General features: G+C 57.3%; 11 protein-coding genes. 1 reads left to right on the top strand and 10 read right to left on the bottom strand.

The annotated features are described in order from the left end of the window. Positions 1 to 7: 7 nt before the first annotated feature. From LGL98_RS01665 to glpE, 3 genes are read right to left on the bottom strand one after another with little or no spacing between them, the layout of a single operon-like run. Positions 8 to 766: a DeoR/GlpR family transcriptional regulator gene (locus LGL98_RS01665; RefSeq protein ID WP_136033724.1), complete on the bottom strand. Its 759-nt coding sequence runs from the start codon at positions 764 to 766 to the stop codon at positions 8 to 10. Between the two features lie 49 nt (positions 767 to 815). After that, positions 816 to 1646: a rhomboid family intramembrane serine protease GlpG gene (glpG, locus tag LGL98_RS01660; RefSeq protein WP_004151408.1), complete on the bottom strand. Its 831-nt coding sequence runs from the start codon at positions 1644 to 1646 to the stop codon at positions 816 to 818. A gap of 50 nt (positions 1647 to 1696) precedes the next feature. Further along, the gene (gene glpE / locus LGL98_RS01655) at positions 1697 to 2026 is read right to left on the bottom strand and encodes a thiosulfate sulfurtransferase GlpE (protein ID WP_136033726.1); all 330 of its coding nucleotides are present in this window, start codon (positions 2024 to 2026) and stop codon (positions 1697 to 1699) included. Between the two features lie 204 nt (positions 2027 to 2230). Here glpE and glpD point away from each other — a divergent pair, with 204 nt between their 5' ends. Then, positions 2231 to 3739, top strand: coding sequence for a glycerol-3-phosphate dehydrogenase (glpD, locus tag LGL98_RS01650; protein ID WP_008806993.1), 1509 nt, complete (start codon positions 2231 to 2233; stop codon positions 3737 to 3739). Between the two features lie 62 nt (positions 3740 to 3801). Here glpD and LGL98_RS01645 read toward each other — a convergent pair whose 3' ends face one another. From LGL98_RS01645 to glgB, 7 genes are all read right to left on the bottom strand, one after another. Beyond that, positions 3802 to 4101, bottom strand: coding sequence for a helix-turn-helix domain-containing protein (locus LGL98_RS01645; protein ID WP_136033728.1), 300 nt, complete (start codon positions 4099 to 4101; stop codon positions 3802 to 3804). Then, positions 4101 to 4448, bottom strand: a complete 348-nt coding sequence (locus tag LGL98_RS01640; RefSeq protein ID WP_136033730.1) for a type II toxin-antitoxin system RelE/ParE family toxin — start codon at positions 4446 to 4448, stop codon at positions 4101 to 4103. Before LGL98_RS01640 ends, LGL98_RS01645 begins: the two co-directional genes overlap by 1 nt. 214 nt (positions 4449 to 4662) lie before the next feature. Beyond that, complete coding sequence (glgP, locus tag LGL98_RS01635; protein ID WP_025710771.1) at positions 4663 to 7110, bottom strand: glycogen phosphorylase; 2448 nt, start codon at positions 7108 to 7110, stop codon at positions 4663 to 4665. Between the two features lie 17 nt (positions 7111 to 7127). Continuing rightward, positions 7128 to 8561, bottom strand: coding sequence for a glycogen synthase GlgA (glgA, locus tag LGL98_RS01630; protein WP_004202133.1), 1434 nt, complete (start codon positions 8559 to 8561; stop codon positions 7128 to 7130). After that, entirely contained in the window at positions 8561 to 9856 is a 1296-nt protein-coding gene (glgC, locus tag LGL98_RS01625) for a glucose-1-phosphate adenylyltransferase (protein ID WP_002920566.1), read from the bottom strand. The genes glgA and glgC overlap by 1 nt, the downstream gene beginning before the upstream one ends. 80 nt (positions 9857 to 9936) lie before the next feature. Continuing rightward, the gene (gene glgX, locus LGL98_RS01620; RefSeq protein WP_136033732.1) at positions 9937 to 11913 is read right to left on the bottom strand and encodes a glycogen debranching protein GlgX; all 1977 of its coding nucleotides are present in this window, start codon (positions 11911 to 11913) and stop codon (positions 9937 to 9939) included. Next, positions 11910 to 14096, bottom strand: a complete 2187-nt coding sequence (glgB, locus tag LGL98_RS01615; RefSeq protein ID WP_136033733.1) for a 1,4-alpha-glucan branching enzyme — start codon at positions 14094 to 14096, stop codon at positions 11910 to 11912. The genes glgX and glgB overlap by 4 nt, the downstream gene beginning before the upstream one ends. Between the last annotated feature and the right edge of the window lie 195 nt (positions 14097 to 14291).

The following is a 14291-nucleotide window of genomic DNA, read 5'->3' as shown; positions in this document are numbered from 1 at the left end:
ATGCCGTTTAGCACAGCTCCAGCTGGAGGTTGTTATCGGTGATCACCTTCAGTACGCCCGCCGGCGGCAGCACGTCGGTATAGACCGCATCGACCATACTGATGCTGCCCATGTTGACCATCGCATTACGGCCAAACTTGGTATGATCCACCACCAGCATCACGTGGCGTGAATTCTCAATGATCGCCCGTTTGGTGCGCACTTCATGATAATCAAACTCCAGCAGCGAGCCATCGCTGTCGACGCCGCTGATGCCAAGAATGCCGAAGTCGAGGCGGAACTGCGAGATAAAGTCCAGAGTGGCTTCCCCGATGATCCCGCCATCGCGGCTGCGCAGTTCGCCGCCGGCGAGGATAATGCGAAAATCGTCTTTCACCATTAGCGTGTTGGCCACGTTCAGGTTATTAGTCACAATGCGCAGATCGTTGTGATCGAGCAGAGCATGCGCCACCGCTTCCGGCGTGGTACCGATATCAATAAACAGCGTCGCTCCATCGGGGATCTCGCTGGCTACCCGCCGGGCGATACGCTCTTTTTCCGCCGTCTGGGTCGCTTTGCGATCGTGCCAGGAGGTGTTCACCGAGCTGGAGGGCAGCGCCGCGCCGCCGTGATGGCGGAGGATCATTTTTTGTTCGGCTAAATCGTTCAAGTCGCGGCGGATGGTCTGCGGGCTGACCGCGAACTGCTCAACCAGCTCTTCCGTGCTGACGTAACCCTGTTTTTTTACCAGCTCGATAATGGCGTCATGACGTTGTGTTTGTTTCATGAAATATCCCTGGAAAAATGTCGCCTACCCGACCCCTGTCGGTAAGTCTTTATGCGCGTTTTCGCCCATGTAAGGTATCAACAAACGCCATTGCCAGGCCGGTCGCCAGACCCGCCACGTGCGCGCCGTTGGCGATCGCCATGCCGAAAACGTCAAACCAGCCAGCAATTAACCATACTAAAGAGAAGAGTATCAACCCACGCTGCAGATAAATACCGCTCTGCGGATCGCGCTCGCCCCGTAGCCAAACGTAGCCCATCAGCGCATAGACCACGCCCGATAAGCCGCCAAACCACGGGCCGCTAAACTGATGCTGCACGAAGCCGCTCAACAGGGCGCTAATGACGGTGATCACCACCAGCTTGCCGCTGCCGATGCGCTTTTCTACCGCGCCGCCGAGATACCACCACCATAGCAGGTTGAAGAGAATATGCATCAGCGAGAAATGCATGAAAGCATGGCTGAAATAGCGCCAGGCTTCGAACTGCAGCGAAGGATCGTAGGGCCAGGCCAGCCAAATCATCACCGGCTGATCGCCCAGCAGGTTTTGCAGGATAAACACCGCAATACAGATAAGCAGAATCGCCCAGGTGAACGGGCCGGCGTTATGCCGCAGCGTGGCAAAGAAAGGAAAGCGCTGATAGCGCAACCCGCTATTGGTCTGTCCGGACTGCCAGCTCGCCGCCAGATAGCGCGGGTCCGCCGGGTTTTCGAGAAAACGCGCCAGCTCTGCCCTGACGCGTCCGGCCTGACTCTCATCAGCCAGCCAGACGTCGCTCTGCGTATGCTGCTGGATGGTCAGGATAATCCCCTGCGTCGCCATATAATCGACAAACGCCTGGGCCACCCGCGGGTTGGCAAAAGAGGTAATCATTAACATGCAGCGAATCGCTTATTCCACACAAAGGGGGATAGTATACCTGCCAGCGGTTAAAACGTCCCGTGCGCCACTTCCGCCGGGAAATGGCGATGCCAGGCGTCAAACCCACCGTCAACGCTGTAGACCTTATCAAACCCCTGCTGCAGCAGATATTGCGCGGCGCCCTTGCTGCTGTTGCCGTGATAGCACATCACCATCACCGCCGTATCAAAGTCGTTATCACGCATAAACGCGCCCAGCGTATCGTTGGTCAGATGAAACGCGCCCGGCGTATGGCCCATCGCAAAGCTTTGCGGATCGCGGATATCGACCAGCACTGCCTTCTGCTGATGCAGTTTCTGGTGCGCTTCTTCAACATTGATACATTCAAACTGTTCCATGGTTCTCTTCTCTTTCTCGTCATGACGGGCACTGGACGGCCTAATTTTACCCTCTAGTGTACCGTCAGGCGGTAAAGAAACGCCAATATGTTACACCCATCACTTCAAAATGTTTTTTTGATGTTACCAAAAGCGCGTTTGTTTGCTATAGTGAGCGATATCGAGCATTTATGAGCTTAAACGAAAGTGTGAGAGGGTAAGAACGTGGAAACCAAAGATCTGATTGTGATAGGCGGAGGCATTAACGGTGCCGGTATCGCGGCAGATGCCGCCGGGCGTGGTTTATCCGTACTGATGCTGGAAGCGCGCGATCTCGCCTGCGCCACCTCCAGCGCCAGTTCCAAACTGATCCACGGCGGCCTTCGCTACCTCGAACACTATGAGTTCCGCCTGGTTAGCGAAGCGCTGGCCGAGCGTGAAGTGCTGTTGAAAATGGCTCCGCATATCGCCTTCCCGATGCGCTTTCGCCTACCGCATCGCCCACATCTGCGTCCGGCATGGATGATCCGTATCGGCTTGTTTATGTACGATCATCTGGGCAAACGCACCAGCTTACCGGGGTCCACCGGGTTGCGTTTTGGCGCAGAGTCGGTACTTAAGCCGGAAATTGTGCGCGGTTTCGAATATTCCGACTGCTGGGTTGACGATGCCCGTCTGGTGCTGGCCAACGCGCAGATGGTCGTCCGTAAAGGCGGCGAAGTGCGTACTCGCACCCGGGCTATCTCGGCGAAACGTGAGAATGGTCTGTGGGTGGTGGAAGCGGAAGATATTGATAGCGGCGAGAAGTTTACCTGGAAAGCGCGCGGTCTGGTCAATGCTACCGGCCCGTGGGTAAAACAGTTCTTCGACGAAGGGATGCATCTGCGCTCGCCTTACGGCATCCGTCTGATCAAGGGCAGCCACATCGTGGTGCCGCGGGTGCATACCCAGAAGCAGGCCTACATCCTGCAAAACGAAGATAAACGTATTGTATTTGTTATCCCGTGGATGGACGAGTTCTCCATCATCGGCACGACGGACGTCGAGTATAAGGGCGATCCGAAAGCGGTAGCCATTGATGATAAAGAGATCAACTATTTGCTGAACGTCTATAACGCGCATTTTAAAAAGACCCTCAGCCGGGACGATATCGTCTGGACCTACTCCGGCGTCCGTCCGCTGTGCGACGACGAGTCGGATTCGCCGCAGGCCATTACCCGCGACTATACCCTGGATATTCACGATGAGAACGGTCAGGCGCCGCTGCTCTCCGTCTTCGGCGGCAAGCTGACCACCTATCGCAAACTGGCCGAGCACGCGCTGGAAAAACTGACCCCCTATTACAAAGGGATCGGCCCGGCATGGACCAAAACCGCGGTGCTGCCCGGCGGCGATATCGGCGGCGATCGCGACGATTACGCGGCAAAACTGCGCCGTCGCTTCCCGTTCATCAGCGAATCACTGGCCCGCCATTACGCCCGCACTTACGGGAGCAACAGCGAGTGGATCCTCAAGGAAGCCAGTGCCCTGAGCGATCTCGGGGAAGATTTCGGCCACGAGTTTTATGAAGCCGAGCTGAAATATCTGGTTGAGCACGAGTGGGTGCGCAGCCTGGATGACGCCATCTGGCGTCGAACCAAACAGGGTATGTGGCTGAATGCCGAGCAGCAGGCGCGCATCAGCGAATGGCTGGCGCAGCATGCGGGAAAGTCTGAACTGTCGTTAGCGTCCTGACATCGCGTGGCGCCAGGAGAGAAATACCCGGGCTATGGCTTGCGCTTGGCCCGGATATATATTCACAAATTAAACGAGACTTTTTTTCCAGTCGGCAATGTGACATTTATACTGAGTTCTCCCCCCAATGCCGCAATGTAGCGTTTTAGGGTCGAAAGCCGCGGGTCGTTATCAGTCTGTTCCATTTTAGCGATCGTTGGCTGCTTTACACCCATAGCCGCAGCCATCTCCGTTTGTGACATGTGCAACTCTTCTCGAAGCAAGTTTAATGCGACAGACTGGCGTATCTCTGCCGCTTTCGCTGCAATCCGCTGCTGGCTTTCAGGATTCTGTTTCGCCATGAGTTCTTTTAGCGTGGCCATTATCGCTCCTTAGTCAGGTGCTTGCTGAATTCTCTATCAGCCAGAGTAATCATCTCTTTGTAAAAACGTTTCTCATTCATGCCATCCTTATTGCCCGCACATAAAACGATAGCTTTCCGCAGAGGATCAAATGCAAAAAAGGCGCGGATGGGGAGCCCATGATGCTGAACCCGAAGTTCTTTCATATTCTGAAACGTTGAATCTTTCACCGTATCAACATACGGGCGCCCAAGCTGCGGACCAAATTCAGACAGGATGAGCATCGTGGCCAACATATCCTCTTTTAAAGCTCTACTTTGTAATTCGAACCAGGCATCAAACGTATCCGTCGTTTCTACATCCCACATTGGCGATCCCTCATAGCCTAAAGGCTATCATCCATATTATAGCCATTAGGCTATGAACGTAAACTTATTGAGCGTTTATCGTACTGCTGGCGAATTCACGTCAATAGTATATTCCCGCAATAGCCTGAATCCTCCCCGGCACTTTTCCGAATAAAACGTTCGCCACACAGACAGAAACGGGGCCAAATGGCCCCGTTGTGTTGCGTTGACTGGATTACAGCCTTACCGGGTCGATATGCCAGATATATTTCGCGTACTCCTGGATCGTCCGGTCAGAAGAGAAGTAACCCATATTGGCAATATTCAGCATCGCCTTATAGGCCCACTCTTCCGGATGTTGATACAGCTCGTCGACGCGATCCTGGCAGTCCACATAGCTGCGATAGTCCGCCAGCACCTGGTAGTGGTCGCCGAAGTTAATCAGCGAATCCAGCAGGTCGCGGTAGCGCCCCGGTTCCGCCGGGCTGAACACGCCAGTACCGATCTGCGTCAGCGCCTGGTGAAGCTCTTCATCCTGCTCGTAGTATTCGCGCGGTTTATAGCCGCTGCGACGCAGCTCTTCTACCTCTTCCGCGGTGTTGCCGAAGATAAAGATATTCTCTTCGCCCACGTGCTCCTGCATCTCCACGTTTGCCCCGTCGAGAGTGCCGATGGTCAGCGCGCCGTTAAGGGCAAACTTCATATTACTGGTGCCGGAAGCTTCAGTACCTGCAAGGGAGATCTGTTCCGACAGGTCTGCCGCCGGAATGATCAACTGCGCCAGGCTCACGCTGTAGTTGGGGATAAAGACGACCTTCAGCTTGTCGCCAATCTGCGGATCGTTATTGATCACCGCTGCTACATCGTTGATCAGGTGAATAATATGCTTGGCCATATAGTAGGCCGAGGCCGCTTTACCGGCGAAAATATTCACTCGCGGCACCCACTCCGCCTGCGGATCGGCCTTGATGCGGTTGTAGCGGGTAATGACGTGCAGCACATTCATTAGCTGGCGTTTATATTCATGGATACGTTTGATCTGCACATCAAACAGCGCCTTCGGATTGACCACCACATTGAGCTGTTGAGCAATATAGCTGGCCAGCCGCTGTTTGTTCTCAAGCTTGGCCTGACGCACCGCCTGATTGACCGTCGGATAGTCGATATGCTGTTTCAGCTCATCAAGCTGGCTCAGATCGGTCCGCCAGGTGCGGCCGATATGCTCATCCAGCACTTTCGACAGCGGCGGGTTGGCCAGCGCCAGCCAGCGGCGCGGTGTCACACCGTTGGTCACGTTGATAAAGCGCATCGGAAAAATTTTGGCGAATTCGGCAAACAGTGATTCCACCATCAGCCGGGAATGCAGCTCGGACACCCCGTTGACCTTGTGGCTGACCACCACCGCCAGCCAGGCCATGCGCACGAGACGGCCATTAGACTCATCGATAATCGAGGTGCGACTGAGCAGGTCGGTATCGTTCGGATACTGCTCCTGCAGGGTTTTAAGGAAGTAGTCGTTAATCTCAAAGATAATCTGCAAATGGCGCGGCAGAATTTTACCCAGCATATCCACCGGCCAGGTCTCAAGCGCTTCGCTCATCAGAGTGTGGTTGGTATAGGAGAAGACCTGGCAGGTCACCTCGAACGCCTCGTCCCAGCTGAACTTATGTTCGTCGATAAGCAGACGCATCAGCTCCGGTATCGACAGCACCGGGTGGGTGTCATTGAGGTGAATGGCAATCTTGTCCGCCAGGTTGTCATAGGTCTTATGCAACATGTAATGGCGGCTTAGGATATCTTGCACCGTGGCCGACACGAGGAAATACTCCTGGCGCAGGCGCAGCTCGCGGCCGGAGTAGGTCGAGTCGTCCGGATAGAGCACGCGGGAGACGTTTTCGGAGTGGTTTTTATCCTCTACCGCAGCGAAGTAGTCGCCCTGGTTGAATTTACCAAGGTTAATTTCGCTACTGGCCTGCGCGCTCCACAGACGCAGCGTGTTGGTGGCGTCGGTGTCGAAGCCGGGGATGATCTGGTCGTAAGCTTCTGCAATGATCTCTTCTGTTTCAATCCAGCGGGTTTTCTTTCCTTCCTGCTGAATACGGCCGCCGAAGCGCACTTTATAGCGGGTGTTGTGGCGCTCAAACTCCCACGGGTTACCGTACTCCAGCCAGTAGTCAGGCGACTCTTTTTGTCGGCCATCAACAATATTCTGTTTAAACATCCCGTAGTCATAGCGGATGCCGTAACCGCGTCCCGGCAGGCCCAGCGCCGCCAGGGAATCCAGGAAGCAAGCTGCCAGGCGGCCCAGACCGCCGTTGCCAAGCCCGGGGTCATTCTCTTCATCGATCAGCTCTTCGAGATCGAGCCCCATCTCCGCCAGCGCGCTGCTCACATCGTCATAAATACCCAGCGACAGCAGCGCATTCGAGAGGGTGCGGCCGATCAGAAACTCCATCGACAGATAGTACACCTGGCGCACTTCCTGGGAGAGCTGCGCGCGGTTGGAGCGCAGCCAGCGCTCCACCATACGATCGCGAACGGCAAACAACGTGGCGTTAAGCCATTCATGCTTGTTGGCGATGGCCGGATCTTTACCGATGATAAACATCAGCTTATAGGCAATAGAGTGCTTTAACGCCTCAACGCTCAGCGTCGGTGATGCATAGCTAAAGGGTACATTCATAACAATGACTCCAGTGGTTACATCAAGCGTTGATAAAGTTCGCGATAGGAGTTCGCGGCAACCTGCCAGCTAAAATCCATATTCATCGCCTGACGCTGCACATAGCGCCAGAGCGACGGGCGCGACCAGAGGACAAAGGCGCGACGGATAGCGCGCAGCAACGACAGCGCATTGCTGTCCTCAAAGACAAACCCTGTCGCCAGACCATCGGCCAGGTTCTCCAGCGAACTGTCAGAAACGGTGTCCGCCAGACCGCCGGTGCGGCGCACCAGCGGCAGCGTGCCGTACTTCAGACCATACAGCTGGGTCAGGCCGCAGGGTTCAAAGCGGCTCGGGACCAGAATGACGTCGGCGCCGCCCATAATGCGGTGGGAGAAGGCCTCATGGTAGCCAATCTGCACCCCTACTTTGCCCGGATGTTCGGCGGCGGCGGCGAGGAAACCTTCCTGCAGCACCGGATCGCCGGCGCCCAGCAGCGCCAGCTGGCCGCCCTGCTCAAGCAGACCCGGTAGCGCTTCAAGCACCAGGTCCAGCCCTTTCTGGCTGGTAAGACGGCTGACCACAGCAAACAGCGGCGCTTTATCATCGACCTTCAGGCCCATGGCAATCTGCAGCTGACGCTTGTTCTCCGCCTTCTCCTCCAGCGTGTCGCGATCGTAGCGCATCGGCAGCAGGAGATCGTTTTGCGGGCTCCAGATACCGTCGTCAACGCCGTTGAGAATTCCCGACAGTCGACCTTCATGATGGCGCTGGCGCAGCAGCCCCTCCATGCCGTAGGCGTATTGCGGCTCGGTGATCTCGCGCGCGTAGGTCGGGCTCACTGCCGTAATATGGTCGGCGTAGTAAAGGCCGGCCTTCAGAAACGAGATCTGGCCGTTAAACTCGAGGCCATGCATGTTATAAAACGACCACGGCAGCTCAATGTCATTCATATGCCAGGAGTAAAACATCCCCTGGTACGCCAGGTTGTGCACGGTAAAGACCGATTTAGCCGGGCGTCCGCGCGCCGCCAGGTAAGCCGGCGTCAGGCCGGCATGCCAGTCATGGGCATGAACCACATCCGGGCGCCAGAACGGATCCAGCCCGCTGGCCATTTCACTTCCCACCCATCCCAGCAGCGCAAAGCGCAGGACGTTGTCGGTATAAGCGTGCTGGTTGGTATCGTGGTAAGGGCTCCCCGGCCGGTCATAGAGATGTGGGGCGTCTATCAGGTAGATCCCCACGCCGTTAAAGTGGCCGTACAGTAGCGTGATCCGCCCGGCGAACGTATCCCGGCGGGTCACCACCTGGGCATCCACCACGCCGCGACGGATATCGGGAAACGCCGGCAACAGCACGCGCGTATCGATACCCTCCGCGATTTGCGCCGCCGGCAGTGCGCCGATGACGTCCGCCAGACCGCCCGTCTTTAACAGCGGGAACATCTCAGAACATACATGTAAGACCTGCATTAGCGCTCCTGTTTGTGCCCTAATTTCCGCAGCATGTCGCGGGTCACCAGCACGATACCTTCCTCTGAGCGATAGAAGCGGCGTGCATCCTCTTCCGCGTTCTCACCAATTACCATACCTTCCGGGATGACGCAGGCGCGGTCAATCACGCAGCGACGCAGGCGGCATGAGCGCCCCACCCAGACATCTGGCAACAAGACTGCCGAATCAATATTACAGAACGAATTCACCCGCACGCGCGGGAACAGCACCGACTGTACCACCACCGACCCGGAGATAATGCACCCCCCGGAAACCAGCGAGTTCAGGGTCATGCCGTGGCTACCGGAGCGGTCCTGCACAAACTTCGCCGGCGGCAGCGATTCCATATGGGTGCGGATCGGCCAGTTCTGGTCGTACATATCCAGCTCCGGCGTGACTGACGCCAGATCGAGGTTAGCCTTCCAGTAGGCCTCCAGCGTCCCCACATCGCGCCAGTAAGGTTCGGCGTTCGGGTCGGACTGCACGCAGGAGAGCGGGAAAGGATGTGCATAAGCCATGCCAGCTTCGGTGATCTTCGGAATGATATCTTTGCCGAAATCGTGGCTGGAGTTCTCGTTGCGATCGTCTTCTTCCAGCAGCTCATAAAGGTAGGCGGCGTCAAAGACATAAATGCCCATGCTGGCCAGCGATTTGGTCGGATCGGTCGGCATCGCCGGCGGATTGGCAGGCTTCTCGACAAACTCAATGATTTTTTCGTTTTCGTCGACCGCCATAACGCCGAAGGCGGATGCCTCTTCAATGGGCACCGGCATGCAGGCTACGGTGCAACGCGCCCCTTTTTCGACATGGTCGATCAGCATGCGCGAGTAATCCTGCTTATAAATATGGTCGCCCGCGAGGATCACCACATACTCGGCCTTGTAGCGGCTGATGATATCCAGGTTCTGCGTCACCGCATCTGCCGTGCCGCGATACCAGTTTTCGCCGTGCACGCGCTGCTGAGCCGGCAGCAGATCGACAAACTCGTTCATCTCTTCGCTGAAGAACGACCAGCCGCGCTGGATGTGCTGCACCAGCGTGTGCGACTGATACTGGGTAATAACGCCGATACGGCGGATCCCTGAGTTAATGCAGTTAGATAATGCGAAATCGATAATACGGAACTTGCCGCCAAAGTGAACAGCAGGTTTCGCACGCTTAATGGTGAGATCCTTCAGCCGGGTGCCACGCCCGCCCGCGAGGATCAACGCCACGGATTTGATGGGTAATTGACGCGCCAGCATCAGCGGATCGTTTTTTTCAAGCCTAACCATGATTAACTCCTTTTTACACCCCCGCTTTCCAGCTCATCCCGCCGCGCCGCCGCCACGGGTCCAACCGAAAGCTCCAGGGCTTACGACCTTTGAAATACGCACACTCCGTGCGCGGGCCCATGCCAGACAGCCATGATGACCGGATTATCCTCTCCGGCGAATGGAGGAACGGCGCGCCATTCCCCCTCGGGTAAAACCATATCGACCACCTGTGCGGTGGCGTTCAGCGTGAGCAGCCAGCGATCCGACAACTGGATCTGCATACACGCTGCGCCCTGCTGCCACTCCCCGGCAGTCAGCGGCTGGGCGTATTGATTCAACCAGCGGACGTTGCCATCGCCCTCCTGCCACCAGCGGTTGCGGGTAAGCGCCGGAATGCGCCGCCGTAGATGGATTAGCGCCGCGGTAAATGCGATTAAACCCGGGTTCGCCTGACGCCAGTCCAGCCAGGTCAACGCGTTATCCTGACAGTAGGCATTATTGTTGCCGTGCTGACTGTGGCCCTGCTCATCTCCCGCCAGCAGCATCGGCGTCCCCTGCGCCAACAGCAGCGTCGTCAGCAGCGCATGCACGCTGGCGCGTCGCCGTTCAATCACCGCAAGATTAGCCTCTAATCCTTCTATACCATGATTGTTGCTGTAGTTGTTGTTAGTCCCATCGCGATTCTCCTCCCCGTTTGCCTGATTGTGTTTCTGATTGAAACAGACACAGTCGCGGAGCGTGAAGCCATCGTGAGCTGTCACCAGATTCACCGTCGCCGATGGCGGCTTACCATCCCGGGCAAAGAGATCGCTGGAAGCCGCGAAGCGTTGGGCAAAGTCACCCAGAGAGACGTTTTGCTGCAGCCAGAACCGTCGGGCGCTATCGCGAAAATGGTCATTCCATTCGGCAAACAGCGGCGGGAAATTACCCACCTGATAGCCGCCCGGGCCGATATCCCAGGGTTCAGCGATCAGTTTCACCTGCGACAGCACGCTGTCGTCACGGATAGCCTCGAACAGCGGCGCATTCTGGTGGAATTCCGGGGTTCGGCCCATCACGGAGGCGAGGTCGAAGCGAAAACCGTCGACATGGCACTCATCTACCCAGAAGCGTAAACACTGGCGCGCCAGCTCCACCACGCCCAGGTGGCTGAGATTGAGCGTATTACCGCACCCGGTCCAGTTGTGGTAATCGCCATCGTCCCTTATCCAATAATAGCTACGGTTGTCGATTCCGCGCAGGGAGACGGTAGGCCCTTCAAGATCGATTTCCGCGCTGTGGTTGAGCACGATATCCAGAATTACCTCGATACCAGCGGCATGCAGCGCTTTAACCGCATCGCGAAACTCATCCAGGGCGCGATCCGGATCGCTGGCGTAGCGCGGATCCAGCGCGAACCATGCCAGCGGGTTGTAGCCCCAGTAGTTGCTTAACCCCATCCGCTGCAGTCGCGGCTCGCTGGCGAACTGCGCCACCGGCAGCAGCTCAAGGGCGCTGATGCCCAGCGATTTGAAGTAAGCGATCATCGCCGGGTGGCCCAGCGCTTTATAGGTTCCGCGAATGGCTTCCGGTAGCTGCGGATTAAGCAAGGTGAGCCCTTTCACGTGCGCTTCATAAATCACCGTTTCTCCCCACGGGGTACGCGGCGGTTTATCGCCACGCCAGTCATAGCGCAGATCCACCACCTGCGATTTTGGCGCAACCGCGGCGCTGTCGCGGTGGTCGGGCTGCCACATGCCGCCGTGCAGGCGCTCATCGTCAGGCAGATCGCCCTCGACCCGGAGGGCACAGGGATCGATCAACAGTTTGGCCGGGTTAAAGCGGTGTCCCTGCGCGGGATCCCAGGGACCGTGTACCCGATAGCCGTAGCGCAGGCCAGGCCCGGCGGCGGGTAGCCAGCCGTGCCAGATATCGCCGCTGCGCGCCGGGAGATCGACGCGTTGCTCGTTGCCCTGCGCGTCGAACAAGCACAGCTCCACCCGCTCCGCATGGGCGGAGAAGAGCGCGAAGTTCACGCCCTTGCCGTCATAGCTGGCGCCCAACGGCGTAGGTTTGCCTGCCGCGAGTGAGGTCATTGCGCCTCCCGGACCAGCCAGATCGTCGCCAACGGAGGCAGGGTCAGCGACAGCGAATGTTCGCGGCCATGGCTGGGGATGGCATCGCTTTCCACCACGCCGCCATTGCCCTGGTTGCTGCCGTGATAGTGCATGGAGTCGGTATTTAGCGCCTCGCGCCAGCGGCCTGGCTGATTAATGCCGAAGCGGTAGTCGTGGCGCGGCACCGGTGTGAAGTTGCTGGCAACGATAATCTCGTTGCCCGCCCGGTCACGGCGCACGAAGACAAACACCGAGCGCTCATGGTCGTCGACCACCAGCCATTCGAAGCCGTAGGGGTCGAAATCCAGCTCGTGCAGCGCTTTATGGTGGCGGTAGGTATGGTTGAGGTCGCGCACCAGCCGCTGGACGCCGTGGTGCCAGTTGTCGCCGCCCTCCAGCAGATGCCAGTCGAGGCTAACGTCATGGTTCCACTCGCGGCCCTGAGCGAACTCATTGCCCATAAACAGCAGCTTTTTCCCCGGGAAGGCGAACAGCCAGCCGTAATAGGCGCGCAGGTTGGCAAACTTCTGCCAGGCATCGCCCGGCATGCGGTCGAGAATCGATTTTTTGCCGTGCACCACTTCATCATGGGAGAGCGGCAGCACAAAGTTCTCGGTGTAGTTGTAGAGCATGCCGAAGGTCATTTTGTCGTGATGATAGCGGCGATGCACCGGATCGAGCTTCATGTAGTCCAGGGTGTCGTGCATCCAGCCAAGGTTCCATTTGAACCAGAAACCCAGCCCGCCGCCGGCTGGCGGACGGGTGACCCCGGCAAAATCGGTGGACTCTTCCGCCATGGTCACCGCGCCCGGCGTCTGTTCGCCGAGGATGCGGTTAGTGTTGCGCAGAAACTCAATAGCCTCCAGATTCTCCCGACCGCCGTATTCGTTGGGGATCCACTCTCCCGCCTTGCGGCTGTAATCGCGATAGATCATCGAGGCCACCGCGTCGACCCGCAGCGCATCGATGCCGAAACGTTCGATCCAGTACAGCGCATTACCCACCAGGTAGTTGCTGACTTCCCGGCGTCCGTAGTTGTAGATCAGGGTATTCCAGTCCTGGTGATACCCCTCGCGCGGATCGCTGTGCTCATACAGCGAAGTGCCGTCAAACGAGGCAAGGGCAAAATCATCCGCCGGGAAGTGGCCCGGCACCCAGTCGAGGATGACGTTCAGCCCGGCGGCATGCGCGGCGTTGATAAAGTAACGGAAATCATCGCGGGTGCCGAAACGGCGGGTCGGCGCATAGAGCCCGGTGGGTTGATAGCCCCAGCTGCCGTCGAACGGGTGCTCGTTAACCGGCAGCAGTTCGAGATGAGTGAATCCCATCCATTTGGCGTAGGGCACCAGCTGATCGGCCAGCTCGCGGTAGCTCAGCCAGAAATTATTGTCGGTATGACGGCGCCAGGAACCAAGATGCACTTCATAGATAGAGATCGGGGCATCAAACTGGTTCGCCGCTTTGCGGTCCGCCGGCTGTTCCACTTTGGGCGGCAGGTCGCAGATAAGCGAGGCGCTTTCCGGACGCATTTGCGACTCAAAGGCGTAAGGGTCAGCTTTGACCCGCAGATTGCCGTGAGCGTCAATCAGCTCGAATTTATACAGCTGACCATTGTGCGCGCCGGGAACGAACAGTTCCCAGATCCCGGACTCTTTGCGGAATCGCATCGGGTGGCGACGGCCATCCCAGTAGTTAAACTGCCCCACCACCGACACGCGGCGGGCGTTCGGCGCCCACACCGAGAAACGGGTACCGGTGACGCCGTCCATGGTGGCAGCGTGCGCGCCCAACGTTTCGTAAGGACGCAGGTGGGTCCCTTCCGACAGCAGCCAGACGTCAAGGTCCTGCAACAGCGGACCAAAGCGATAAGGGTCATCGATCAGATTTTGCTGTCCGTGCCAGGTGACGGCCAGCTGATAGCGAAAAGCGTTTTTACGCCGCGGCAGGACGCCGCTGAAGAAACCGCGCGAATCGAGGCATTCGAGCTTGCCGACTTTGCGTCCGGTCTTCGGTTCAATAACCCACACATCGGTGGCATCGGGTAATAATGCGCGCACTTCCAGCCCGGCGTCAGTACGGTGCATGCCGAGCACGGAAAAGGGATCCGCGAAATGACCGGCGATTAGCGCATTAATCACGTCTCTATCAATATGATTAGACATGCTTTCATCCTGTTGTAAGTGTCGCTCATTCCTGTAACTGGCGACTTTTTTTGACCTGAACGGCGCAGCAATTTCTGCATCCTTCTGCTCCGTCCCACCTTCAGGTAAGGAATTCCTTACTTAAAGCATAGCCAAGGCTGAGTTACCTCCGTGGGGAAAAATCTAACATCCGCGTTTACTCCTTGTATTACGCAA

The organism is Klebsiella africana (assembly GCF_020526085.1).
Lineage (GTDB): Bacteria > Pseudomonadota > Gammaproteobacteria > Enterobacterales > Enterobacteriaceae > Klebsiella > Klebsiella africana.
The sequence above is the reverse complement of the archived record's forward strand: the minus strand, read 5'-3'. Positions and strand labels throughout refer to the sequence as shown.